Below are 25,659 nucleotides of genomic sequence, written 5' to 3'. Positions count from 1 at the left end.
TTATTCAGCAACGATGCTGATGAATTTACGGTTTTTCGGGCCTTTCACTTCAAATTTCACTTTACCGTCTGCTTTAGCAAACAAAGTGTGGTCTTTGCCGCAACCAACGTTGGAGCCAGCGTGGAATTTAGTACCACGTTGACGAACGATGATGCTACCAGCCAGAACTGTTTCACCGCCGAAGCGTTTTACGCCCAGACGTTTAGCTTCTGAATCGCGACCGTTACGAGTCGAGCCGCCAGCCTTTTTATGTGCCATTTAATCTGCTCCCCTTAACTTAAGCGCTGATGCCAGTGATTTTCACATCAGTGAACCACTGACGATGGCCCTGCTGCTTACGGTAGTGTTTACGACGACGAAACTTAACGATTTTAACTTTCTCGCCACGACCGTGAGCAACAACTTCAGCTTTGATAACGCCGCCATCAACGAAAGGAACGCCGATTTTGACTTCTTCACCGTTTGCGATCATCAGAACTTCAGCGAATTCAACAGATTCGCCAGTTGCGATGTCCAGCTTTTCCAGGCGAACGGTCTGACCTTCGCTTACTCGGTGTTGTTTACCACCACTTTGGAAAACCGCGTACATAAAAAACTCCGCTTCCGCGCACACCTTTTTGATGATTCAGAGTGCGCTATAAATATTCACAATAGGGCGCGAATATTACGCAAAACGCGAGCCTTTGACAAGTGCTACCGTCAATACATGAAGAAAAAAAACACAACACGTACGGTAACGTTTATCTACGGCGTTTTTTCAGTACAATCAGCATATATTTATAACCCTGAACCCGACGTTACCTTGCCATACAGTGAGGTAATCGGGGCGAGAAGCCCGGCTTTTGCGATGAATTTAGAAAAAATCAATGAGTTAACCGCGCAAGATATGGCGGGGGTCAATGCGACAATCCTTGAACAGCTTAATTCCGATGTCCAGTTGATCAATCAGTTAGGGTACTACATCGTGAGCGGCGGCGGAAAACGCATTCGCCCAATGATCGCAGTACTTGCAGCACGTGCCGTTGGTTACCAGGAAAATGCGCACGTTACGATCGCGGCCCTCATCGAGTTTATCCACACTGCGACCCTTCTGCATGACGATGTTGTGGATGAGTCCGACATGCGCCGCGGGAAAGCCACAGCGAATGCGGCGTTTGGTAATGCGGCCAGCGTGCTGGTCGGCGATTTTATCTATACCCGCGCATTTCAGATGATGACCAGCCTCGGCTCGCTGAAAGTACTGGAAGTCATGTCGAAAGCGGTAAACGTCATCGCAGAAGGTGAAGTTCTGCAGTTGATGAACGTCAACGACCCGGACATCACCGAAGAAAACTATATGCGCGTCATCTATAGCAAGACGGCGCGTTTGTTTGAAGCCGCAGCCCAATGCTCAGGTATTCTGGCTGGCTGCAGCGAAGAGCAAGAAAAAGGGTTGCAGGATTATGGCCGCTATCTTGGGACTGCGTTCCAGTTAATTGACGATTTACTGGATTACAGCGCAGATGGCGAGCAGTTGGGTAAAAACGTCGGCGATGACCTTAACGAAGGTAAACCGACGTTACCACTGCTGCATGCCATGCGCCACGGCACCCCGGAGCAAGCGCAGATGATCCGTCAGGCCATTGAACAAGGTAACGGTCGTCACCTTCTGGAGCCGGTTCTGGAAGCGATGAACGCCTGTGGCTCTCTGGAGTGGACCCGACAGCGGGCAGAAGAAGAGGCCGATAAAGCCATCGCCGCGTTGCAGGTGCTGCCTGATACGCCATGGAAAGAAGCGCTGATTGGTCTGGCGCATATCGCCGTACAGCGCGACCGCTAATTCCCCTCCCCTCAATCACCCATCATCCCGTGCCCCGCACGGGATGTTCTTATAAAGTCCAATAAAACTTTTCCACTTCCCAGCCTGTTGCGCACGATCTTGGCATATTCCGAATATACATACACTTTACATGAACATTTTAGAACATTCGTTCCCGGAGCGTTATAGTGTCGCCATAACCGATCGTGAAACCGTAAGTCATTAACTAAAGGAGAGATGAATTTATGGAAAGCAAGCTGATTGACTGGCATCCGGCCGACATCATCGCCGGACTGCGCAAGAAAGGGACCTCAATGGCCGCTGAGTCACGTAAAAATGGCTTGAGTTCATCAACGCTGGCGAACGCGTTAACACGGCCATGGCCGAAAGGAGAGTTGATTATTGCCCGGGCGCTGGGAACCGACCCTTGGGTGATTTGGCCGTCGCGCTACCACGATGCAAAAACGCATGAATTCATCGACAGAACACGGATGATGAGGGGACCGAGAGGGACAAAGAATCCTGAATGAACATTAAGCAGTAACCCCCGGCCCAAAGACCTGGGGGTTACCAGAGGCGTTGACGATTACTCGCCTTTCACGCGCTCAATGTTTGCGCCCAGCGCGCGCAGTTTATCTTCGATACGCTCGTAGCCGCGATCGATGTGATAAATACGGTCGACCACCGTCGTACCTTCTGCAATACACCCTGCCAGCACCAGGCTTGCGGATGCGCGCAGATCGGTCGCCATCACCTGCGCGCCGGAGAGCGTTTCCACGCCGTGGCAAATCACGGTGTTGCTTTCGATTTCCGCGTGAGCACCCATACGGCTCAGCTCAGGCACGTGCATGAAGCGGTTCTCAAACACGGTTTCCGTGATGAAGCCCGTCCCTTCCGCCACCAGGTTGAGCAGCGTGAACTGAGCCTGCATATCGGTCGGGAACGCCGGATGCGGCGCAGTGCGCACATTGACCGCCTTCGGACGTTTGCCGTGCATGTCGAGGCTAATCCAGTCGTCGCCGACTTCAATATCCGCACCCGCATCACGCAGCTTCGCCAGGACGGCATCCAGCGTGTCCGGTTGCGCATTGCGGCAGATAATTTTGCCGCGAGAAATCGCCGCTGCGACCAGGAAAGTACCGGTTTCAATACGGTCAGGCAGAACGCGATAAACACCACCGCCGAGACGTTCAACACCTTCGATGGTAATGCGATCGGTACCCTGGCCGCTGATCTTCGCACCCAGCGCAATCAGGAAGTTTGCGGTATCAACGATCTCCGGCTCGCGCGCGGCGTTTTCGATGATGGTGGTGCCTTCAGCAAGTGTTGCCGCACACATAATAGTGACCGTCGCGCCGACGCTCACCTTATCCATGACGATATGCGCGCCTTTCAGACGGCCATCAACGGACGCCTTCACATAGCCTTCTTCCAGCTTGATCGTCGCGCCTAACTGCTCCAGGCCGGTAATGTGCAGGTCAACCGGACGTGCGCCGATGGTGCAACCGCCCGGCAGTGAAACCTGCCCCTGGCCAAAACGAGCAACCAACGGTCCGAGCGCCCAGATAGACGCACGCATGGTTTTCACCAGATCATACGGTGCACAGAAGACGTTAACGTCACGCGCATCAATGTGCACGGAACCATTACGCTCAACTTTCGCACCCAGCTGGCTCAGTAGCTTCATGGAGGTGTCAACGTCCTTCAGTTTCGGGACGTTTTGGATCTCTACAGGTTCTTCAGCCAGCAGCGCCGCGAAAAGGATCGGCAGTGCAGCGTTTTTAGCGCCTGAAATTGTGACTTCGCCCTGGAGCTTCGTTGGCCCCTGAACACGAAATTTATCCATTATTCTGTTCTCTGTTAAGAATTTATCTTCGCTACCGGCACATCACCCGTAGCTCAAAAACCGTTAAGTTTGCGATCGCGCGCCCATTCCGCTGGGGTAAACGCTTTAATCGACACGGCATGAATGCGGTTGTCCGCAATGTACTCCATCAACGGGCCATAGACCGACTGCTGCTTCTTGACCCGGCTCATGCCTTCAAACATCTCACCCACGGCAATAACCTGAAAGTGACTGCCGTCGCCAGAAACGTGGACTTCCTGGAGGGAGAGTGCATTCATCAGCACGCTCTGAATTTCATTATTTTCCATGGGCTCTTCATTCGTCAGATAGTGAAAACAGCCCAACATCTTAGAGCAAAGTGGCGCTGTCATAAATAAGCAAAAAGCCTCGCTGATAAATCAGACAAGGCTTTGGTGGCAGATCCCCTGTGATGGGGGTGCTGAATGAAGGCACAAGGCCTTATCCAGCCTGGAAAAATTAACGCGGAAGGACGTCGTCAGGCAGATTGTAAAGCTGCGCCAGCGTGTAAACTTTATCGTTAACGCCGGCGAGCGAAACGCTGTTCCCCTGCTGCTTGCCCTGATCGATCAAGTGCAGCAGTAACGCCAGACCACCGGTATCCACCCGGGAAACCTGGTTCAGGTCGATGCAGGTTACCCCTTGCATCGCCTGAACTCGGGCATCCCATAATGGATTCAACACGTCCTGATCCAGCTCTCCCACCAGCACCAGCTTGTCACCTTCACGCATCCAGGTGAGTGACTGCGTCATTATTTTTTCTCTTCCAGGGTAATTTTCTGCTGAGAAATAGATTTCAGCTGAGCCGTCAGGCCATCGATACCTTTGGTACGCAGCAGGTCGCTCCACTCATTCTGTTTGGTGGTGATCATACTTACGCCTTCGGCGATCATGTCATACGCCTGCCAGTTACCGGTTTGCGAGTTTTTACGCCACTGGAAATCCAGACGAACCGGAGGACGGCCATTCGGATCGATAATGGTCACGCGGATAGGCACGATGGTCGCATCACCCAGCGGCTGCTCAGGGGCAATCTGGTAGGTCTGACCGTGGTACATTGCCAGCGCCTGACCGTAAGCCTGCTTCAGGTATTCACGAAAGGCGGCGAAATAGGCGTCACGCTGTGCCGGGGTCGCTTCTTTGTAGTAGCGGCCCAGAACCAGCGCGCCAGCGTATTTAACCTGTACGTATGGCAGCAATTCCTGATCGACAACATCGCGCAGGTAATCCGGATTTGCGCGGATTTTAGGTTGCTCGTTCTTCAGGCGGTCAAAGGTCTTCTGCGCCGCCTCATTCATCAATTTGTACGGATTAGTCTGATCCGCTGCGGTTGCCGCGCTAAGTGGGGCAATGATCAGCATTGCCACCATCATCAATCGTTTAAACATACGTCGATTCTCCTGAGATTATTTCGTTGCGCCCGCAGGCGTAGTGGCTTCATTATTGCCTTCAGTTGCGGCTGGCGCATCGCCAGAATTCTTATTGTCATCACCTTTACTGTTGCTGTTGTAAAGGAACTGACCAATCATGTCTTCCAGCACCATCGCGGATTTCGTGTCCTGAATCGTACCGCCATCTTTGAGGATAGACGTTCCCAGCTCAGGATCTTCAAAACCGACGTTCAATGCGAGGTACTGCTCGCCCAGCAGGCCGGAAGTACGGATGCTCAGGGAGCTGGTGTCAGGAATATGGTTAAAACGCGATTCGATTTCCAGCGTCACACGCGGCAGGTACGTTTTCGGATCTAACGAGATGTCCGATACGCGTCCAACCACCACCCCGCCAATCCGTACCGGAGAGCGTTCTTTCAGGCCGCCGATATTATCAAAGGTCGCATAAATCGTGTAAGTCGGCTCAGTACGCATTGAGGTAACATTCGCTGCTTTCAGGCAGACAAACAGCGCAGCCAGCAGCGCAACCAGCAAGAATAACCCGACCCAAATTTCATTTTTTTTCGTTTGCATGAACTCAATTCCCAAACATCAGTGCGGTGAGCACAAAATCCAGCCCCAGAACGGCGAGAGAGGCGTGCACAACGGTGCGTGTCGTTGCCCGGCTAATGCCGGCAGAGGTCGGGATCGCATCATAACCATTGAACAATGCAATCCAGGTGACCGTAATGGCGAACACCACGCTCTTAATCAGACAGTTGACCAGGTCCAGACGCCAGTCGACGGCATTTTGCATCGCCGACCAGAAAAAGCCTGCATCAATACCTTTCCAGCTAACGCCAACCAGCGAACCACCCCAGATCCCCACCGCGACAAAAATAATCGTCAACAGCGGCAATGAAATGACACCGGCCCAAAAGCGCGGAGAGATCACCCGACGCAGCGGATCGACTGCCATCATTTCCAGACTGGAGAGCTGCTCGGTCGCCCGCATCAGGCCAATCTCTGCGGTTAAGGCCGACCCGGCGCGCCCGGCAAACAGTAACGCCGCAACAACCGGGCCCAGTTCACGTAATAATGACAGCGCCACCAGCATGCCAAGGCTGGTTTCCGCGCTGTAGGTCGTCAGAACCAGGTATCCCTGCAACCCCAGCACCATACCGATGAACACACCAGAAACAATAATGATCAGCATCGATAAGACACCGACATTATAGAGCTGGCGTATCAGCAGCGGCGCATGTTTGCGAAACTCCGGCTTGCCAATAACCGCATTGAACAACATTAATCCGGCTCGCCCGAACGTCCTGAGGGTTTTTATTCCCCGATGTCCGAGTGATGCCAGCGCATTTAACAACATGGGTGGCTTAACTCCCTGTTTTGAGTAAATCGATGTGGTAATCGCCCGCCGGGTAACGGAACGGAACCGGCCCATCAGCAATACCGTCAAGGAACTGACGTACGCGCGGGTCGGCATTTTCTTGCAGAGCCTGAGCACTACCGTAGGCCACTATTTTTTTGTCCGCCATAATATAAGCGTAATCTGCAATACTCAGCACCTCAGGCACGTCATGGGATACCACCACGCAGGTGACGCCCAGCGCACTGTTCAGTTCCGAAATCAGTTTCACCAGCACGCCCATGGTAATGGGGTCCTGGCCGACGAACGGTTCGTCAAACATAATCAGGTCAGGCTCCAGCGCGATGGCGCGTGCTAACGCGGCACGCCGTGCCATCCCACCGGATAATTCAGAAGGCATTAACTTTGCCGCGCCCCGCAGACCAACGGCTTCAAGCTTCATCATCACCGTGCTCTTCAGCAACGGCGCTGGCAACGTCGTATGCTCGCGTAGCGGATACGCGACGTTGTCAAACACGTTCATGTCGGTAAACAGCGCACCAGACTGAAACAACATACTCATGCGTTTACGCACGGTAAATAAACGCGAACGGGACATGGCCGGAACGTTCTCGCCGTCGAACAGGATCTCGCCCTTATCCGGGGGGATCTGTCCGCCAATCAGACGTAATAGCGTCGTTTTGCCGATGCCTGATGGCCCCATGATTGCCGTCACCTTACCGCGCGGCACCGTCAGGGAAATATTATCAAAGATGCAGCGGTCGCCTCGGGAAAAGCTGACATCGCGCATATCGACTAGATTCGCCACAGACTGACCCATTGATTCATCCTTTACTATTGCCTCGTTGATCGAAGAGTTTGGCGCTCAATTTAGCCCTGAACCCAACATATTTACAGATTATTGCCTGTCCTGGTTAGCGAAAGCTGGCATTTGTTTTACTTTTTAGCCGCATAAAGTCAAAATTAAGACTTCGTTACGGCTTCCAGAAGATCCTTCAAGTGGACCGGCGAGTATACCTGAAGAAAGGACTTTAGATGCTTTTAGCGACGGCGCTGTTAATAATTGGTTTACTTCTGGTGGTCTACGGTGCCGACCGTCTGGTATTTGCCGCATCGATTTTATGTCGAAATTTCGGTATCCCCCCCATTATTATTGGGATGACCGTTGTCAGCGTGGGGACGTCGTTACCCGAGATCATTGTCTCTGTGGCTGCATCAATAAATGGGCAACTCGATCTGGCCGTCGGTACCGCTATCGGCTCTAACATTACCAACATTCTGCTTATTTTAGGTCTGTCGGCGCTGATTCATCCTTTTACCGTGCATTCTGATGTTCTGCGTCGTGAATTACCGCTAATGTTGCTGGTAAGTATTTTAGCCGCATCCGTCCTGTATGACGGTCAGTTGAGTCGTAGTGACGGTTTCTTTCTATTGCTTCTGGCCGTGCTATGGCTGCTATTCATTGTTAAAATCGCCCGTCTGGCCGAGCGACAAGGCAATGACACTCTGACCCGCGAGCAGATAGCGGAACTTCCGCGTGAAGGCGGATTACCGGTCGCATTTTTGTGGTTGGGCATTGCGCTGATTATTATGCCAATGGCAACACGGATGGTGGTGGATAACGCTACCGTACTGGCGAACTATTTCGCCATGAGCGAACTCACCATCGGGCTGACGGTAGTCGCTATTGGTACCAGTTTACCAGAGCTGGCAACGGCCATTGCGGGTCTGCGTAAAGGCGAAAACGATATCGCCGTGGGCAACATCATCGGCGCGAACATTTTTAATATTGTTATCGTCCTCGGGCTGCCGGCGCTGATTACGCCGGGTGAAGTCAATCCGATGGCCTTCATCCGTGACTATAGCGTCATGCTGCTGGTGAGCGTAATTTTTGCACTACTCTGCTGGCGACGTCCGCGCCAGATTGGTCGCGGCGCGGGTGCGCTGCTGACCGGCGGTTTTATCATATGGCTGGCGATGCTGTATTGGTTATCGCCACTTCTCGTTGGATAACTGGAAACGCATTATGTCGCACTTAGAGTTGCAACCGGGTTTTGACTTTCAGCAAGCAGGCAAGGAAGTCCTGGCAATTGAACGTGAAGGCCTGGCGGAGCTTGATCAGTACATTAATCAAAACTTTACCCTCGCTTGTGAAAAAATATTCAGCTGCCTGGGAAAAGTGGTGGTAATGGGGATGGGGAAATCCGGACATATCGGACGGAAGATGGCGGCCACATTTGCCAGCACCGGCACCCCTTCATTTTTCGTACACCCGGGCGAAGCCGCGCATGGCGATCTGGGTATGGTCTCGCCGCAGGATGTGGTTATCGCCATCTCTAACTCCGGCGAATCCAATGAGATAGCGGCGTTAATCCCGGTATTAAAACGTCTTCATGTCCCGCTTATCTGCATGACCGGTCGTCCGGAGAGCAGCATGGCGCGTGCGGCAGATGTGCATCTGTGTGTTAAAGTGCCCAAGGAAGCTTGCCCGTTAGGCCTGGCGCCGACCAGCAGCACCACCGCAACGCTGGTGATGGGTGATGCGCTTGCCGTGGCGTTATTAAAAGCGCGCGGCTTTACAGCGGAAGATTTTGCGTTATCGCATCCGGGTGGCGCACTGGGTCGTAAGCTTTTGCTGCGGGTTAACGATATTATGCATACGGGTGATGAGATCCCGCATGTGAATAAAAGCGCCAGCCTGCGTGACGCCTTACTTGAGATCACACGTAAAAATCTCGGCATGACCGTCATTTGCGATGATGCTATGAAGATTGACGGTATTTTCACGGATGGCGATTTGCGTCGCGTCTTTGATATGGGCGTAGATGTACGCCAGTTAGGCATTGCCGATGTGATGACCCCTGGAGGCATTCGCGTGCGTCCGGGCATTCTTGCCGTTGATGCCCTGAACTTAATGCAGTCCCGCCATATCACTTCGGTAATGGTTGCTGATGGCGACCAGTTACTCGGTGTGTTACATATGCATGATCTGCTGCGTGCAGGTGTAGTGTAAGAAACTCAAGGATAAAGAAAATGAGTAAAGCAGGTGCGTCGCTTGCGACCTGTTATGGACCCGTCAGCGCTGACGTTATCACCCGGGCAGAGAACATCCGTTTGCTGATCCTGGATGTAGATGGCGTACTGTCTGATGGTCTGATTTATATGGGCAACAACGGTGAAGAGCTGAAGGCTTTTAACGTCCGCGATGGCTACGGAATTCGCTGTGCGCTCACTTCCGGTATTGAGGTTGCTATTATTACCGGACGAAAGGCTAAACTTGTAGAAGATCGCTGTGCCACATTGGGGATCACGCATCTGTATCAGGGGCAGTCAGACAAACTGGTCGCCTTTGCCGATCTGCTTGGAAAACTGGCGATCGCGCCGGAAAATGTGGCCTATGTTGGCGATGACCTGATCGACTGGCCAGTGATGGCAAAAGTAGGATTAAGCGTAGCGGTGGCAGATGCCCATCCATTGCTGATTCCACGCGCCGACTACGTCACCCGTATCGACGGGGGACGCGGCGCTGTACGTGAAGTCTGCGATTTATTACTCCTGGCGCAGGGCAAACTGGACGAGGCCAAAGGGCAATCGATATGAGCAAAACCAGACGTTGGGTTATCATTCTACTGTCGCTGGCTGTCCTTGTGATGATTGGTATTAACCTGGCAGACAAAGACGAGGCCACTCAGGTCGCCGTCAATAACAACGAGCCAACCTATAAAAGCGAACATACCGATACCGTCGTGTATAGTCCGGAAGGCGCGCTGAGCTATCACTTGATCGCCCAACACGTTGAATATTATTCAGATCAAGCGGTTTCGTGGTTTACTCAACCGGTATTAACCACGTTTGATAAGGATAAAGTGCCGACCTGGTCAATCAAGGCCGATAAAGCCAAATTGACCAACGATCGGATGCTGTATCTGTACGGCCATGTTGAAGTTAACGCCCTGGTGCCTGACTCTCAACTACGCAGAATTACGACCGATAACGCACAGATTAACCTGGTGACTCAAGACGTCACCTCTGATGATCTTGTCACGTTATATGGCACAACATTTAACTCCAGCGGACTGAAGATGCGCGGCAACTTACGCAACAAGAACGCCGAGCTGATTGAAAAGGTTAGAACCTCATATGAAATCCAAAACAAACAAACTCAGCCTTAATCTTGTGCTTGCCAGCTCACTTCTGGCCGCCAGCATTCCGGCATTTGCCGTCACCGGCGATACCGAGCAGCCGATTCACATTGAGTCGGACCAGCAGTCCCTGGATATGCAGGGCAACGTGGTGACGTTTACTGGTAACGTGATTGTGACCCAGGGCACCATCAAAATTAACGCCGATAAAGTCGTTGTGACCCGCCCAGGCGGTGAAGACGGTAAAGAAGTGATTGACGGTTACGGTGATCCCGCCACCTTTTACCAGATGCAGGACAACGGTAAGCCAGTGAAAGGCCGCGCCTCACACATGCACTATGAACTGGCGAAAGACTTCGTCGTTCTTACCGGTAAGGCTTACCTGGAACAGCTTGATAGCAACATCACAGGCGATAAGATCACCTATCTGGTAAAAGAGCAGAAAATGCAGGCCTTCAGCGATAAAGGCAAACGCGTCACCACCGTTCTGGTTCCGTCGCAGTTGCAGGACAAAAACAAGGCTCCGGCAGAGAAAAAAGGTAACTGATTCGTTATGGCAACATTAACTGCAAAGAACCTTGCAAAGGCCTATAAGGGCCGCCGTGTGGTGGAAGATGTCAGTCTGACCGTCAACTCCGGGGAGATCGTCGGTCTGCTCGGTCCTAACGGTGCGGGCAAGACAACGACCTTTTACATGGTGGTCGGCATTGTCCCGCGCGATGCGGGCAACATTATCATTGATGACGAAGATATCAGTCTGCTGCCACTGCATGCGCGCGCCCGTCGCGGCATCGGCTACCTGCCGCAGGAAGCGTCTATTTTCCGTCGCCTGAGCGTGTTTGATAACCTGATGGCGGTACTGCAAATTCGTGACGATCTCACCAGCGAGCAGCGGGAAGATCGCGCCAATGAGCTGATGGAAGAATTCCATATCGAACATCTGCGTGACAGCATGGGCCAATCGCTCTCCGGTGGTGAACGACGCCGTGTGGAAATCGCCCGCGCGCTGGCCGCCAATCCAAAATTTATCCTGCTTGATGAACCGTTTGCCGGTGTTGACCCGATTTCCGTTATCGATATTAAACGGATCATTGAACACCTGCGCGACAGCGGGCTTGGGGTGCTGATTACCGACCATAACGTCCGCGAAACGCTGGCAGTGTGTGAGCGCGCCTATATCGTGAGCCAGGGACACCTGATCGCCCACGGCACGCCGACAGAAATACTGCAGGATGAGCACGTTAAGCGCGTATACCTTGGGGAAGACTTCAGACTCTGATAGGGTAGAAGACTTCACGTCACCGCAGGAGAAAACAACTCTGAACATGAAGCAAGGTTTGCAACTCAGGCTTAGCCAACAACTGGCGATGACGCCTCAGCTACAACAGGCGATCCGTCTGTTGCAGTTGTCCACGCTGGAACTTCAGCAAGAACTTCAGCAAGCGCTGGAAAGTAACCCACTGCTCGAGCAAACCGATCTTCACGACGAAATTGATACCCAGGAAAAACAGGACAGCGAATCCCTCGATACCGCAGATGCACTCGAACAAAAAGAGATGCCAGAGGAATTGCCGCTTGACGCCAGTTGGGATGAAATCTACACCGCCGGTACGCCTTCAGGCACCAGCGGAGATTACATCGACGACGAACTGCCTGTTTATCAGGGTGAGACCACGCAATCGCTGCAGGATTACCTGATGTGGCAAGTGGAGCTGACCCCGTTCTCGGATACCGATCGCGCCATTGCGACATCGATTGTTGATGCGGTAGACGAAACCGGTTATCTCACCGTGACCCTGGACGATATTCTCGAAAGCATGGGCGATGACGACATCGGTATGGATGAAATCGAAGCCGTGCTTAAACGCGTTCAGCGCTTCGATCCCGTTGGCGTGGCGGCCAAAGATCTGCGTGACTGCTTACTGATCCAACTTTCACAATTTGATAAGTCCACACCATGGCTGGAAGAAGCGCGCCTGATCATCAGCGATCACCTCGATCTGTTAGCCAACCATGACTTTCGCTCGCTGATGCGCGTGACCCGACTGAAAGAAGACGTGCTGAAAGAAGCCGTCAACCTCATCCAGTCGCTCGATCCCCGCCCAGGACAGTCGATCCAAACCGGCGAGCCGGAATACGTCATCCCGGATGTGCTGGTGCGTAAGCATAACGATCGCTGGGTAGTCGAACTCAACGGCGACAGCATTCCACGCTTGCAGATTAACCAGCACTACGCCGGGATGTGCAATAGCGCGCGCAACGATGCTGACAGCCAGTTTATTCGTAGCAATTTGCAGGATGCGAAGTGGCTGATTAAAAGCCTGGAAAGCCGCAATGATACGCTGCTGCGCGTCAGCCGCTGTATCGTGGAACAGCAGCAGGCCTTCTTTGAGCAAGGCGAAGAATTTATGAAACCGATGGTGCTGGCGGATATCGCCCAGGCTGTCGAGATGCACGAATCGACCATTTCCCGAGTGACCACGCAAAAGTATCTGCACAGTCCGCGCGGCATATTTGAACTGAAGTATTTCTTTTCCAGTCACGTGAACACTGAAGGCGGGGGCGAAGCCTCATCCACAGCGATCCGCGCACTGGTGAAGAAATTAATTGCTGCGGAGAACCCCGCGAAACCGCTGAGCGACAGCAAGTTAACCTCTATGCTGTCGGATCAGGGTATCATGGTGGCGCGCCGCACCGTTGCGAAGTACCGAGAGTCTTTATCCATTCCGCCGTCTAACCAGCGCAAACAGCTGGTCTGACCCAACCGATAAGGAAGACACTATGCAGCTCAACATCACTGGAAACAACGTCGAAATCACGGAAGCTCTGCGCGAGTTTGTTAATACCAAGTTCGCCAAGCTTGAACAATATTTCGACCGGATTAATCAAGTCTATATTGTGTTGAAAGTGGAGAAGGTTACACATATCTCGGATGCAACACTGCATGTAAACGGTGGCGAAATTCATGCCAGCGCGGAAGGTCAGGATATGTACGCCGCCATTGACGGTTTAATTGATAAACTGGCTCGGCAGTTAACAAAACATAAAGATAAACTGAAACAGCACTAACTTGTCCGGGCAGTTAGCGGGTGCAGGACGGCCTGTTGTGCAGCACAACGGGCCATTTGTACGGTTAGCGCTTAGGTGAAATTATGACAAATAACGATACGACTCTACAACTGAGCAATGTTCTTAACCAGGAATGTACGCGCGCGGCCGTTCACTGCCAAAGCAAGAAACGCGCACTGGAAATCATCAGTGAACTGGCGGCAAAACAGCTCAGCTTACCCTCTCAGGTGGTATTTGAAGCCATTCTGACGCGTGAAAAAATGGGCAGTACTGGCATCGGTAATGGTATTGCCATCCCGCACGGCAAGCTGGAAGAAGACACGATGCGCGCGGTTGGCGTGTTTGTGCAACTCGAAACACCCATCGCCTTCGACGCCATTGACAATCAACCCGTCGATCTGCTTTTCGCCCTGCTGGTCCCGGCAGACCAAACCAAGACGCATTTGCATACATTGTCGTTGGTCGCCAAACGTCTGGCAGATAAAACCATCTGCCGTCGCCTGCGCGCCGCACAGAGTGACCAGGAGTTGTATCAAATCATCACGGACACCGAAGGTGGACAGGATGAAGCATAACAACCCAATGGCATCCTTTTTTGTCGTTGTGAGGAGAAACAGTACATGGTACTGATGATCGTCAGCGGTCGTTCAGGGTCTGGCAAATCCGTCGCCCTGCGTGCGCTGGAAGATATGGGTTTTTACTGCGTGGATAACCTTCCCGTAGTGCTGTTGCCCGATCTGGCTCGTACACTGGCCGATCGCCAGATTTCTGCGGCGGTCAGCATTGATGTGCGTAACATGCCGGAGTCCCCAGAGATTTTCGAGCAGGCAATGAACAATCTGCCTGAAGGCTTCTCACCGCAGCTGCTGTTCCTTGATGCTGACCGTAACACGCTGATTCGCCGCTACAGCGACACGCGTCGTTTACACCCCCTCTCCAGCAAAAACTTGTCGCTGGAAAGCGCGATCGATAAAGAAAGCGATTTGCTGGAGCCGCTGCGTTCCCGCGCAGACCTGATTGTTGATACCTCCGAAATGTCCGTGCATGAACTGGCGGAGATGTTGCGTACCCGACTGCTGGGCAAACGCGAACGCGAATTGACGATGGTATTCGAATCCTTTGGTTTCAAACACGGTATCCCGATTGACGCGGACTACGTCTTTGACGTGCGCTTCCTGCCCAACCCACACTGGGATCCGAAGCTGCGCCCGATGACCGGTCTTGACCGCCCCGTCGCCGCCTTCCTCGACAGGCACACAGAAGTACACAATTTTATCTACCAGACCCGCAGCTATCTTGAGCTATGGTTACCCATGCTGGAGACCAACAACCGCAGCTACCTCACCGTAGCCATCGGCTGTACCGGCGGGAAACACCGTTCGGTGTATATTGCAGAGCAGCTGGCAGACTACTTCCGCTCACGCGGTAAAAACGTGCAGTCACGCCATCGTACGCTGGAAAAACGTAAATCATGACCGTGAAGCAAACCGTTGAAATCACCAATAAGCTGGGCATGCATGCCCGGCCAGCAATGAAACTTTTTGAATTGATGCAGGGTTTCGAAGCAGAAGTTTTGCTGCGTAATGATGAAGGAACGGAAGCTGAGGCAAACAGCGTTATTGCGCTGCTGATGCTGGATTCTGCGAAGGGGCGTCAGATAGAAGTTGAAGCCACAGGCCCGCAGGAAGTTGAAGCTCTGGCCGCGGTGATTGCCCTGTTTAATTCAGGGTTTGACGAAGATTGATCGAGAGCACAGAACGTAGCCAGTAGGCCGGATAAGGCGTTTACGCCGCATCCGGCAATAACTCCGCTAATACAGCTTGTTTTCCCGCATAAACGACTCACCACCCAACTGGCGCATTTGGCGCATAATCCAGGCCTGACGACTACGCACATAACCCGAAGGCGCATTCGCTTTAAAACGTAAAGGATTAGGTAGTACCGCCGCCAGCAAGGCCGCCTCAGACAGACTCAGGCGACTGGCAGGTTTATGAAAATACCGTTGCGCCGCCGCCTCCACGCCGAAGACGCCATCGCCAAACTCCGCAACGTTCAGATAGACGGTCAGAATACGTTTCTTACTCCAGACCGTTTCTATCCCCAGCGTTAGCCCGGCTTCCAGGCCCTTACGCACCCAGCTACGCCCATCCCACAGAAAGAGGTTTTTTGCCGTCTGTTGCGATAACGTTGACGCCCCGCGAATACGGTTTTCATTACGTTCATTATGCGCCAGCGCTTTCTCGATGGCAGAGACATCGAAACCCCAATGGTCAGGGAACTTCTGGTCCTCGGCGGCAATCACCGCCAGTCCCATCCACGGTGAGATCTCATCCATACTCACCCAATCCGAGTGCGCCACATACCCGAAATCACCAGACAACCATGCGCCCAGTTGCCGTTCGACCATCACCGCCGAGAACGGTACCGGCATCACGCTGAAAAGGGCGATGCCCCCGCCCCAGAATACGGCGAGGACGATCACCGCCCGTAGAAAGATACGCCGCAGAAAAGCGATAACGCCTTTGCTCATTCAGTCAGCACCAGCACACGCGAGACCAATTTATCGATGCCACTCGCAGCCTGAGCGATATCCTGCGCCAGCATATAGGCGGGGGTGGTGACGATTTTGTTGTCTTCATCAACGACAATGTCGTCAACCGGACAAGGCACATGTTCTGCGCCCATCTCTTCCAGTACCTCTGCCGTATCGATATCAGTGCCAATGGTCAGACGCAGCGGAAAATCAAAAATTTTGGGTAACATGGCGGGCGCAATGCACATAAATCCCAGCGGCTTACCCATCTGATGCATGGCAACTGCCAGCGCGGCTAAATCGCTGTCAACCCGGCATTCGCTGCCCTGGCTGGCAAAATTACTCAGGTTTTTGGCGGCGCCAAACCCACCCGGTACGATCAACGCATCCAGTTCCGTTGAAACCGCCTGAGCAAGCGGGCGAATCTCGCCGCGTGTGATACGAGCGGCTTCAATCAGGACATTGCGTGTTTCCGGCATCGGTTCGCCGGTCAGATGATTAATCACATCAGCTTGTTGTTTATCCGGTGCGAAGCAGACGGCCTGCGCGCCGTTGCGGGCAATGGCCAGCAGCGTGAGTACGGTTTCATGGATCTCTGCACCGTCATACACACCGCATCCGCTGAGCACGACTCCCACTTTTTTCATCGTGATACTCCTTTCTCAACTGGCTGAAACATATTAGTTATTATGATTTAAATGCTACGCTTCACACATTTAACTGATTCATGTAACAAATTATTTAAGATTTGCTATCTTAACTGCGTGCGGCCTGAAAAATAGGGCTGCGCCTTTGTACACAATGACAATAATTTACGGCGCAGCCACGATTTCCCTGGTGTTGGCGCAGTATTCGCGCACCCCGGTCAAGCCGGGGTCATTTTTTTTCCACGCTCGCCACCCAGGCTTTTAGTACCGCCACGTCGTGCTGCCACTCCTGCTTCATCTCTTCAATCCATTCAGCAACGTTATCTTCCCAGGCTGGAAGATCCGGCGACTGGATTTGCTGACCTAACTGTTGCAGATGACGCAGCCCCACCGAACCTGCCGCACCTTTAATTTTATGACCTTCCTCAACCACGCCTTTTTTATCACGTGCTGTCAGATTAGACTCCAGCACGCTCAAATATCCTGGCATCATCTTCTCAAACACCGCCAGCCCGTCGGTAATTAACTTCGGTCCCACCAGCTCGAGGTATTGTTCCAACATAGGAATATCTAACAGCGCTTGCGATTTACTGCTCTCTTCAGATGTCACAGTGCTCTCCTCTTTGTTTCGGGTATCCCAGTATTTTTTGATCATGGCGGTTAAAGCCGGGACTGACAGCGGCTTACTCAGCACGTCGTCCATTCCCGCTTCCAGATACTCTTTTTTATCTTTCAGTACGTTGGCGGTAAGGGCCACCAGCGGCGGCAGGTCTTCACGCGCGTATTTTTGCGTCAGCTCGCGAGAGATATCCAGCCCGGTCATATCCGGTAGCTGAATATCCAGCAATACCAGGTCATATTCACCCGGCGTGAACATCTCCAGCGCGGCTTTCCCGGTCATGGCGACATCCACGCTATTACCCAGTTTTTCCAGTACCGAGCGCGCGACAATGACGTTCAGTTCAATGTCTTCCACCAGCAGTACATTCAGGGCAGGCAGCGGCATGTCATCGTCTTCAAAAGCGTCTTCAATCTCTTCCGCTACCGCAGGCGCATGCACGGTCAGCGTAAAGATGGAGCCTTTACCAGCCTGGCTGGAGACCGTAATATCGCCGCCCATATTTTTCGCCAGACGCTTTGATACGGCCAGGCCAATCCCGGTTCCCGTTGCCGGTTTGCCGCCGTTACTGTCCTTCACCTGATAATACATGGCGAAGATTTTATCCTGCTCATCCTGCGGAATGCCGATCCCGGAATCTTCTACCTCGAAATGCAGCATATTCCCCTGGTCATAGCGCGCCCGCACGGTCACCTGCCCCTGCTGGGTAAACTTCACGGCGTTGCTGATCAGATTCCACAGGATCTGGCGCAGACGCGTGCCGTCGGTAATCACTTTATGCGGCAACGGTAGCGTTGGCTCAAGCACAAAACGCAGCCCTTTTTGCTGCGCCTGCAGACCAGAGAGGTTTTCCAGATCCGCCATAAAGCTGGTGAAATCGATCGGCTGGTTATCGAGCTGCACTTTACGCCGCTCCATCTTATCCATATCGATAATATCGTTGAAAATATTGCCCAACGTCACGGCAGAGACGTGGATAGTTTTCAGGTATTTTTCCTGCTCGGCGGTCAGATCCGTGTCCAGCAGGATCCGGCTTAAGCCAACAATGCCGTTCAGCGGGGTACGCAGCTCGTGACTGATGGTGGAAATAAACGTGGTCTTATCGCGGCTGGCGCGTTCAAGCGCGTCCTGATAACGCTTACGTTCGGTAATATCGCGACCAAAGCCCATCAGACCATGTCGTTTACCGACGCGGTCGTAGTAAGGCACTTTACGAATTTCAAAGCAGGCTTTGCGTCCGTCCGGGTAGTCCAGCCACTGTTCATAGGTGAGCGAAACGTTATGACGAAACACCTTCTCATCGGTCTCAATAACTTTTTCCGCCGCCTCAGGGGAGTAAACGTCAGCCGGTTTCAAATTCACCAACTGCTTTTCGCTCTTGCCGGTCAGCAGCTCCATAGCGCGGTTACAGCCGGAAAACTCTTTATCTTCATTACGATAAAAAACCAGGTCCGGCGAGGCATCAAGGAAAGAGCGTAAAAATGAAGACTGTTGCTCAAGCTGAATCTGCGTTTCTTCGCGCTCTTTGATTTCGACCTTCAGTTGTTCAAACGTTTCCTGGCGCTCCGCTTCGGCTTTTTCGCGCTCGACAATTTCCTGATTGAGCTGGGCAATATTATCTTTCAACTGCACGTTGAGTTTGAGATCGCGCTCGCGCATCTCTTCCAGCTTCTGCACCAGGCGTGACAGGCGCTGTCGGGACTCCTCCAGTTGCTCCACCACCACTGACAAAAAATAGACGGCCCAGGGGGTAATTAACAGACCAAAAAAGATAGAGCGGATGACATCAATGCTTTCTACCTGGCCATGCAGCACCATGGTGACAGCCATTTGCACCACAATTGCCAACACGACCAAAGCCAGCGCTAATAGCAGCGAAAAGCGCACCAGACCTAACTTCATCATCAGGTCGACATAATATTGCGCCAGCATACGAATTTGCTTCATAGAGGGTTCCTTCACGACAACTTGGCACAATAATACTCAATTCTCAGCGTGACGTTGAAGATTGTGCAAGAAATGCGGAGGTTATCGGTGAAATGACCGAGGAGTGGTTCATCGTAGGCCTGATAAGCGAAGCGCCATCAGGCAAGCAGGCGCAGATTGCCGGATGTTGGCTTTGCCTTATCCGGCCTACGACCTGCAGATGGTTAGCTCTCCGGCTGAATCCACGGCGTACCTAGCGCCGAGCCTTGCACGCCGTGCTCGTTAAGGTATTTATCCAGTTCGACCATCCCCGTCCAGCGATTTTCACACCATAGCGGCGCCAACAGCGTCGGGCGACGCGCGCTGGCGGAAATACGATGATAAATCACCTCCGGCGGCGTATGGCGGATCATCTCACCTGCGGTAATCGTGTAGTCGTCCAGTTCGATCCCGTTCAGCCGCCCGGCTTCCCAGGCTTTCGCCATCGTACTGCCTTTCACAATATGCAGCGGATGCAGCTTAATACCGTCAACGCCCGTCTCCACCACACGTTCCATGGTTTGCAGACATTCTGTCTGCCCTTCCCCCGGCAGACCGACGATCAGATGTGAGCACACTTTCAGCCCGCGCTCGCGCGCCAGCCGCGTGGTGTGTTGATAGCAGGCGAAATCATGGCCGCGGTTAATTCGGTGCAAGGTTTTGTCATGCGCGGTTTGCAGACCGAGCTCCAGCCACACTTCATAGCCCAGGTCTTTATACTCACAAAGCAGATCCAGCACCGCATCCGGCACGCAGTCCGGGCGCGTCCCAACGCATAACCCGACGATACTGGCCTGGCTGACCGCCTGTTGATACATCGAGCGCAGCACCTGCACTTCGGCAAAGGTGCTGGTGTAGGCCTGGAAATAGGCCAGATAGCGTTTCGCGCGATTGACCAGGTGCGCCTGATGCTCAAGCTGCTCGGCAATGGAATGGTGCTGCTGCGCTTCATCGGCAAACGAGGCGACATTACAGAAAGTACATCCGCCGCGCCCGATGGTGCCATCGCGATTTGGACAGCTAAAGCCGCCGTGCAGCGTGAGTTTATGAACCTTTTGCCCATAACGGCGAGAAAGATCCCCACCAAACATATTGACTAATTTCTGTAACTGCATAATCTGGTAGACCGCGCCTTGAAAAGAGGCCAAAGCCTGCCATTTTTTGCCCCAGTCGGCGATGACCTGGATCAATCGCCCTGGCGAGCCTTTATTTATTGCATAACAAATCAAAATAATCGAAATTTCATTCACTAAAAATGTAATTACTTTTCCTTATATTCGACTGTTTTTTTTATCTTCTTATACTCTTTGCGTAAAAACAGTATCTTTAAGACGCCAAAACTTTAAAAACCAGCATAAAATGCCAAGCATCTCGATAAACAAAGGCAGGACGAGGGATATACAGCCTTTCTGACAGTGAGACAGATCACACTTCCCTGACCGCTCCCCCTACGTTAAACCAATGTAAAAAAGCCTTTTATTTCAGTATTTTCATAAATTTAATTACCCCATAGCACATTTTTTCATAAATAAGATTGCCATTTGACCTGTGTGTGGATTCCCGATAACGTGGAAATCCGCTGGAAGCTTTCTGGATGAGCAGCCTGCTCATCATATTTATGCAGTAATTGAGATTCCCTCTGAAGCAAGTCCTCAAACTTGTTTGACCTGTGCGAAAAGGATAAAGAGGGCGAATGCGAGGTAAGCGTATGACACGCAAACCCCGTCGCCATGCTCTTGGTGTGCCCGTGCGCAACGGTTCAGATGGGAATCCCGCAGAGCCTGGGGAGGTTCACTCATATGTTGTACGATAAATCCCTTGAGAGGGATAACTGTGGTTTCGGCCTGATCGCCCACATAGAAGGCGAACCTAGCCACAAGGTAGTGCGTACCGCCATACACGCACTGGCCCGCATGCAGCACCGTGGCGCAATTCTTGCCGATGGAAAAACCGGCGATGGTTGCGGCCTGCTGTTACAAAAACCGGATCGCTTTTTCCGCATCGTGGCGCAAGAGCGCGGCTGGCGTTTAGCCAAAAACTACGCCGTCGGCATGATCTTTTTAAATAAAGACGCTGAACTGGCAGCAGCCTCTCGTCGCATAGTTGAAGAAGAATTACAGCAGGAGACCCTGTCGATTGTCGGCTGGCGCGACGTGCCGACCAACGAAGGTGTTCTCGGTGAAATCGCTCTATCCTCCCTGCCTCGTATTGAGCAAATCTTCGTTAACGCCCCTGCGGGTTGGCGTCCGCGTGATATGGAACGCCGCTTGTTCATCGCGCGCCGTCGTATTGAAAAACGCCTCTTGCAAGATAAAGACTTCTACGTCTGTAGCCTGTCTAATCTGGTGAACATTTATAAAGGTCTGTGTATGCCGGCGGATCTGCCGCGTTTTTACCTGGACCTCGCGGACCTGCGTCTGGAATCGGCCATCTGCCTTTTCCACCAGCGCTTCTCCACCAACACCGTGCCGCGCTGGCCGCTGGCGCAGCCGTTCCGCTATCTGGCGCACAACGGCGAAATCAACACCATCACCGGTAACCGTCAGTGGGCGCGCGCACGTACTTACAAATTCCAGACGCCGCTGATCCCCGACCTGCACGACGCCGCGCCGTTCGTCAACGAAACCGGCTCCGACTCCAGCTCCATGGATAACATGCTGGAGCTGCTGCTGGCGGGCGGGATGGACATCATCCGCGCCATGCGTTTACTGGTACCGCCGGCCTGGCAGAACAACCCGGATATGGACCCGGAGCTGCGCGCGTTCTTTGACTTTAACTCTATGCACATGGAGCCGTGGGACGGTCCGGCGGGCATCGTTATGTCTGATGGTCGCTTTGCCGCCTGTAACCTCGATCGCAACGGCCTGCGTCCAGCGCGCTACGTCATCACCAAAGACAAGCTGATTACCTGCGCCTCTGAGGTCGGGATCTGGGATTACCAGCCGGATGAAGTGATGGAAAAAGGCCGCGTTGGTCCGGGTGAGCTGATGGTTATCGACACCCGTAGCGGCCGCATTCTGCACTCAGCGGAAACCGACAATGACCTGAAAAGCCGCCACCCGTACAAAGAGTGGATGGAGAAAAACGTTCGTCGTTTGGTGCCGTTCGAAGAGCTGGCTGACGATCAGGTCGGCAGCCGCGAGCTGGACGATGATACTCTCGCCAGCTACCAGAAACAGTTTAATTACAGCGCCGAAGAGCTGGATTCCGTCATTCGCGTACTCGGTGAAAACGGCCAGGAAGCGGTCGGCTCAATGGGTGACGATACCCCGTTTGCCGTGCTGTCCAGCCAGCCGCGCATCATCTATGACTACTTCCGTCAGCAGTTCGCGCAGGTAACTAACCCGCCGATTGACCCGCTGCGTGAAGCGCACGTTATGTCGCTGGCCACCAGCATCGGTCGCGAGATGAATGTCTTCTGCGAAGCGGAAGGTCAGGCACACCGTCTGAGCTTTAAATCGCCGATCCTGCTGTACTCCGATTTCACCCAGCTCACCACCATGAAAGAGGAGCATTATCGCGCTGATCGGCTGGATATCACCTTCGACGTGACCGAAACCACGCTCGAAGAGACCGTCAAAGCCTTGTGTGATAAGGCGGAACAGATGGTGCGTAACGGCACGGTGCTGCTGGTGCTCTCTGACCGTAATATCGCGAAAAACCGCTTGCCTGTTCCGGCACCGATGGCCGTGGGCGCAGTGCAAACGCGTCTGGTAGAACAAAGCCTGCGTTGCGACGCCAACATCATCGTTGAAACGGCGAGCGCCCGTGACCCGCACCACTTCGCGGTGCTGCTCGGCTTTGGCGCGACGGCCATTTATCCGTATCTGGCGTATGAAACGCTGGGACGTCTGATCGACACTCAGGCGATTGCCAAAGATTACCGGACCGTGATGCTGAACTATCGTAATGGCATCAACAAAGGTCTGTACAAAATCATGTCCAAAATGGGCATCTCAACCATCGCCTCTTACCGCTGCTCGAAGCTATTTGAAGCCGTTGGTCTGCACGATGATGTCGTGGCGTTGTGCTTCCAGGGCGTAGTCAGCCGCATCAGCGGCGCAGGTTTTACCGACTTCCAACAGGATCTGCTAAACCTCTCGAAACATGCCTGGCTGGCGCGGAAACCAATTAGTCAGGGCGGTTTGCTGAAGTACGTCCACGGCGGCGAATACCACGCTTACAACCCGGACGTAGTGCGCACGCTGCAACAGGCAGTACAAAGCGGCGAATACAGCGACTATCAGGAATATGCCAAGCTGGTCAATGAGCGTCCGGCGGCCACGCTGCGCGACCTGCTGGCGATTACGCCCGGCGATGAAGCCGTGAGCATTGACGAGGTAGAACCCGCGAGCGAATTATTTAAACGCTTTGATACCGCAGCCATGTCTATCGGCGCATTAAGCCCGGAAGCACACGAGGCGCTGGCGGAAGCGATGAACAGCATCGGTGGTAATTCTAACTCCGGCGAAGGCGGCGAAGATCCGGCGCGCTACGGCACCAACAAGGTATCGCGTATTAAGCAGGTAGCTTCCGGTCGCTTTGGCGTAACCCCGGCGTACCTGGTCAACGCCGACGTCATTCAGATTAAAGTCGCTCAGGGCGCGAAGCCGGGCGAAGGCGGTCAGTTGCCGGGTGATAAAGTGACCCCGTACATCGCCAAACTGCGCTATTCAGTGCCGGGCGTGACGCTGATCTCCCCGCCGCCGCACCACGATATCTACTCTATCGAGGACTTGGCGCAGCTGATTTTCGACCTCAAACAGGTCAACCCGAAAGCGATGATCTCGGTGAAGCTGGTTTCCGAACCGGGCGTTGGTACCATCGCCACCGGCGTGGCGAAAGCCTATGCGGATCTGATCACCATCGCCGGCTACGACGGCGGCACCGGCGCAAGCCCGCTCTCCTCGGTGAAATATGCGGGCTGCCCATGGGAGCTGGGTCTGGTGGAAACCCAGCAGGCGCTGGTCGCCAACGGTCTGCGTCACAAGATTCGTCTGCAGGTCGATGGCGGTCTGAAAACCGGCGTCGATATCATTAAAGCGGCGATTCTCGGCGCGGAAAGCTTCGGTTTCGGTACCGGTCCAATGGTCGCGCTGGGCTGTAAATACCTGCGTATTTGCCATCTGAACAACTGTGCAACCGGCGTAGCAACTCAGGACGACAAACTGCGTAAGAACCACTATCACGGTCTGCCGTTCAAAGTGACCAACTACTTTGAATTTATTGCACGTGAAGTGCGCGAGCTGATGGCCGAGCTGGGCGTGAAACGTCTGGTGGATCTGATTGGTCGTACCGACCTGCTCAAAGAGCTGGAAGGGTTTACCGCCAAACAGCAGAAGCTGGAGCTGTCTCGTCTGCTGGAAACCGCCGAGCCGCATCCTGGTAAGGCGTTGTTCTGCACCGAGAACAACCCGCCGTTTGATAACGGCGTACTGAACGCACAGCTCCTGCAACAGGCAAAACCGTATGTCGACGAGCGCCAGAGCAAAACCTTCTGGTTCGATATCCGCAACACCGACCGTTCCGTAGGCGCGTCTCTGTCTGGCTATATTGCCCAGACACACGGCGACCAGGGACTGGCGGCGGATCCCATCAAAGCGCACTTCAACGGTACTGCGGGCCAGAGCTTTGGCGTGTGGAACGCGGGCGGCGTGGAGCTGTATCTGACCGGCGATGCCAACGACTATGTCGGTAAAGGTATGGCGGGCGGCCTGCTGGCAGTGCGTCCTCCGGTTGGCTCGGCTTTCCGTAGCCATGAGGCGAGCATCATCGGTAACACCTGCCTGTACGGTGCCACCGGAGGTCGTCTGTTTGCCGCGGGCCGTGCGGGCGAGCGTTTTGCGGTGCGTAACTCCGGCGCTATCACCGTGGTGGAAGGTATCGGCGACAACGGCTGCGAATATATGACCGGCGGCATCGTCTGTATTCTCGGCAAAACGGGCGTTAACTTCGGGGCGGGTATGACGGGCGGATTCGCCTACGTACTGGATGAAGACGGCGATTTCCGCAAGCGCGTGAACCCGGAACTGGTGGAAGTGCTGGACGTTGATTCTCTGGCCATTCATGAGGAACACCTGCGCGGTCTGATTACCGAGCACGTACAGCATACCGGCTCTTCACACGGCGAAGAGATCCTGGCTAACTGGCCAGCATTCTCAGCGAAATTCGCGCTGGTAAAACCAAAATCCAGTGATGTGAAAGCACTGTTGGGTCACCGTAGTCGTAGCGCAGCAGAGCTGCGTGTGCAGGCGCAGTAAGGGGTAGCAGC

At 53.5% G+C, this 25,659-nt stretch carries 27 protein-coding genes; 14 read left to right on the top strand and 13 right to left on the bottom strand.

The features are described 5' to 3' along the window. Both rpmA and rplU read right to left on the bottom strand, forming a co-directional pair. Entirely contained in the window at nt 1-258 is a 258-nt protein-coding gene (gene rpmA, locus ACVXHP_RS09300) for a 50S ribosomal protein L27 (protein ID WP_003025030.1), read from the bottom strand. 19 nt (nt 259-277) lie between these two features. Then, the gene (gene rplU, locus ACVXHP_RS09295) at nt 278-589 is read right to left on the bottom strand and encodes a 50S ribosomal protein L21 (RefSeq protein ID WP_003025032.1); all 312 of its coding nucleotides are present in this window, start codon (nt 587-589) and stop codon (nt 278-280) included. Between the two features lie 258 nt (nt 590-847). Here rplU and ispB point away from each other — a divergent pair, with 258 nt between their 5' ends. Then, the gene (gene ispB / locus ACVXHP_RS09290) at nt 848-1,819 is read left to right on the top strand and encodes an octaprenyl diphosphate synthase (RefSeq protein WP_047026388.1); all 972 of its coding nucleotides are present in this window, start codon (nt 848-850) and stop codon (nt 1,817-1,819) included. 224 nt (nt 1,820-2,043) lie between these two features. Continuing rightward, complete coding sequence (gene sfsB / locus ACVXHP_RS09285; protein WP_447571331.1) at nt 2,044-2,328, top strand: DNA-binding transcriptional regulator SfsB; 285 nt, start codon at nt 2,044-2,046, stop codon at nt 2,326-2,328. A gap of 56 nt (nt 2,329-2,384) precedes the next feature. Here the strand turns inward: sfsB and murA are convergent, their stop codons facing one another. The 7 genes from murA to mlaF all read right to left on the bottom strand — a co-directional run bounded on the left by murA (nt 2,385) and on the right by mlaF (nt 7,233). After that, complete coding sequence (murA, locus tag ACVXHP_RS09280) at nt 2,385-3,644, bottom strand: UDP-N-acetylglucosamine 1-carboxyvinyltransferase (protein ID WP_047026390.1); 1,260 nt, start codon at nt 3,642-3,644, stop codon at nt 2,385-2,387. Nucleotides 3,645-3,697: 53 nt separating this feature from the next. Further along, nucleotides 3,698-3,952 (bottom strand): BolA family iron metabolism protein IbaG, encoded by a 255-nt coding sequence (ibaG, locus tag ACVXHP_RS09275; RefSeq protein WP_003025040.1) that lies wholly within the window; start codon nt 3,950-3,952, stop codon nt 3,698-3,700. 169 nt (nt 3,953-4,121) lie between these two features. Then, nucleotides 4,122-4,415 (bottom strand): lipid asymmetry maintenance protein MlaB, encoded by a 294-nt coding sequence (gene mlaB, locus ACVXHP_RS09270; protein WP_200009131.1) that lies wholly within the window; start codon nt 4,413-4,415, stop codon nt 4,122-4,124. Then, nucleotides 4,415-5,050 (bottom strand): phospholipid-binding protein MlaC, encoded by a 636-nt coding sequence (gene mlaC, locus ACVXHP_RS09265; RefSeq protein WP_038634253.1) that lies wholly within the window; start codon nt 5,048-5,050, stop codon nt 4,415-4,417. The genes mlaB and mlaC overlap by 1 nt, the downstream gene beginning before the upstream one ends. Before the next feature lie 18 nt (nt 5,051-5,068). Next, nucleotides 5,069-5,626, bottom strand: a complete 558-nt coding sequence (gene mlaD, locus ACVXHP_RS09260; RefSeq protein WP_047026392.1) for an outer membrane lipid asymmetry maintenance protein MlaD — start codon at nt 5,624-5,626, stop codon at nt 5,069-5,071. A 4-nt stretch (nt 5,627-5,630) separates the two neighbouring features. Then, nucleotides 5,631-6,413: a lipid asymmetry maintenance ABC transporter permease subunit MlaE gene (mlaE, locus tag ACVXHP_RS09255; protein ID WP_047026393.1), complete on the bottom strand. Its 783-nt coding sequence runs from the start codon at nt 6,411-6,413 to the stop codon at nt 5,631-5,633. 7 nt (nt 6,414-6,420) lie between these two features. Continuing rightward, entirely contained in the window at nt 6,421-7,233 is an 813-nt protein-coding gene (gene mlaF, locus ACVXHP_RS09250; protein ID WP_003828749.1) for a phospholipid ABC transporter ATP-binding protein MlaF, read from the bottom strand. 215 nt (nt 7,234-7,448) lie between these two features. Between mlaF and ACVXHP_RS09245 the strand changes: the two genes are divergently transcribed. The 11 genes from ACVXHP_RS09245 to npr all read left to right on the top strand — a co-directional run bounded on the left by ACVXHP_RS09245 (nt 7,449) and on the right by npr (nt 15,368). After that, nucleotides 7,449-8,426 carry a calcium/sodium antiporter gene (locus tag ACVXHP_RS09245; RefSeq protein ID WP_047026394.1) on the top strand — a complete coding sequence of 326 codons (978 nt, stop codon included), beginning with the start codon at nt 7,449-7,451 and terminating at the stop codon, nt 8,424-8,426. A gap of 13 nt (nt 8,427-8,439) precedes the next feature. Then, nucleotides 8,440-9,426, top strand: coding sequence for an arabinose-5-phosphate isomerase KdsD (gene kdsD / locus ACVXHP_RS09240; protein WP_200009132.1), 987 nt, complete (start codon nt 8,440-8,442; stop codon nt 9,424-9,426). 20 nt (nt 9,427-9,446) lie between these two features. Beyond that, complete coding sequence (gene kdsC / locus ACVXHP_RS09235) at nt 9,447-10,013, top strand: 3-deoxy-manno-octulosonate-8-phosphatase KdsC (protein ID WP_304702226.1); 567 nt, start codon at nt 9,447-9,449, stop codon at nt 10,011-10,013. Beyond that, a complete protein-coding gene (gene lptC, locus ACVXHP_RS09230) occupies nt 10,010-10,585 on the top strand; it encodes an LPS export ABC transporter periplasmic protein LptC (protein WP_047026396.1) in 576 nt (191 codons plus the stop codon). Before kdsC ends, lptC begins: the two co-directional genes overlap by 4 nt. After that, nucleotides 10,554-11,102: a lipopolysaccharide ABC transporter substrate-binding protein LptA gene (gene lptA / locus ACVXHP_RS09225; protein WP_042311295.1), complete on the top strand. Its 549-nt coding sequence runs from the start codon at nt 10,554-10,556 to the stop codon at nt 11,100-11,102. The genes lptC and lptA overlap by 32 nt, the downstream gene beginning before the upstream one ends. A 6-nt stretch (nt 11,103-11,108) precedes the next feature. Further along, nucleotides 11,109-11,834, top strand: a complete 726-nt coding sequence (gene lptB / locus ACVXHP_RS09220; RefSeq protein ID WP_003025073.1) for an LPS export ABC transporter ATP-binding protein — start codon at nt 11,109-11,111, stop codon at nt 11,832-11,834. A gap of 46 nt (nt 11,835-11,880) precedes the next feature. Continuing rightward, nucleotides 11,881-13,314, top strand: coding sequence for an RNA polymerase factor sigma-54 (gene rpoN / locus ACVXHP_RS09215; RefSeq protein WP_047026397.1), 1,434 nt, complete (start codon nt 11,881-11,883; stop codon nt 13,312-13,314). A 22-nt stretch (nt 13,315-13,336) separates the two neighbouring features. Then, a complete protein-coding gene (gene hpf / locus ACVXHP_RS09210; RefSeq protein ID WP_038634275.1) occupies nt 13,337-13,624 on the top strand; it encodes a ribosome hibernation promoting factor in 288 nt (95 codons plus the stop codon). Between the two features lie 83 nt (nt 13,625-13,707). After that, entirely contained in the window at nt 13,708-14,199 is a 492-nt protein-coding gene (gene ptsN / locus ACVXHP_RS09205; protein WP_006687857.1) for a PTS IIA-like nitrogen regulatory protein PtsN, read from the top strand. 45 nt (nt 14,200-14,244) lie between these two features. Next, complete coding sequence (gene rapZ / locus ACVXHP_RS09200) at nt 14,245-15,099, top strand: RNase adapter RapZ (protein ID WP_003025085.1); 855 nt, start codon at nt 14,245-14,247, stop codon at nt 15,097-15,099. Beyond that, entirely contained in the window at nt 15,096-15,368 is a 273-nt protein-coding gene (gene npr / locus ACVXHP_RS09195) for a PTS phosphocarrier protein NPr (protein WP_003828770.1), read from the top strand. The genes rapZ and npr overlap by 4 nt, the downstream gene beginning before the upstream one ends. Nucleotides 15,369-15,434: 66 nt before the next feature. Here npr and mtgA read toward each other — a convergent pair whose 3' ends face one another. From mtgA to ACVXHP_RS09175, 4 genes are all read right to left on the bottom strand, one after another. Continuing rightward, nucleotides 15,435-16,154, bottom strand: a complete 720-nt coding sequence (gene mtgA / locus ACVXHP_RS09190; RefSeq protein ID WP_447571330.1) for a monofunctional biosynthetic peptidoglycan transglycosylase — start codon at nt 16,152-16,154, stop codon at nt 15,435-15,437. Beyond that, the gene (gene elbB / locus ACVXHP_RS09185) at nt 16,151-16,804 is read right to left on the bottom strand and encodes an isoprenoid biosynthesis glyoxalase ElbB (RefSeq protein WP_304702228.1); all 654 of its coding nucleotides are present in this window, start codon (nt 16,802-16,804) and stop codon (nt 16,151-16,153) included. The genes mtgA and elbB overlap by 4 nt, the downstream gene beginning before the upstream one ends. A gap of 229 nt (nt 16,805-17,033) precedes the next feature. Beyond that, nucleotides 17,034-19,370 carry an aerobic respiration two-component sensor histidine kinase ArcB gene (arcB, locus tag ACVXHP_RS09180; RefSeq protein ID WP_447571329.1) on the bottom strand — a complete coding sequence of 779 codons (2,337 nt, stop codon included), beginning with the start codon at nt 19,368-19,370 and terminating at the stop codon, nt 17,034-17,036. Between the two features lie 203 nt (nt 19,371-19,573). Next, nucleotides 19,574-20,503 carry a TIGR01212 family radical SAM protein gene (locus ACVXHP_RS09175; protein WP_447571422.1) on the bottom strand — a complete coding sequence of 310 codons (930 nt, stop codon included), beginning with the start codon at nt 20,501-20,503 and terminating at the stop codon, nt 19,574-19,576. A 684-nt stretch (nt 20,504-21,187) separates the two neighbouring features. On the opposite strand from ACVXHP_RS09175, the gene gltB reads away from it, so the two are divergent. Then, nucleotides 21,188-25,648, top strand: coding sequence for a glutamate synthase large subunit (gene gltB, locus ACVXHP_RS09170; protein WP_200009137.1), 4,461 nt, complete (start codon nt 21,188-21,190; stop codon nt 25,646-25,648). Nucleotides 25,649-25,659: the final 11 nt, after the last annotated feature.

The organism is Citrobacter freundii complex sp. 2025EL-00176 (assembly GCF_053309355.1).
Note: the sequence above shows the minus strand (reverse complement) of the source record. Positions and strands in the feature narration are given on the sequence as shown.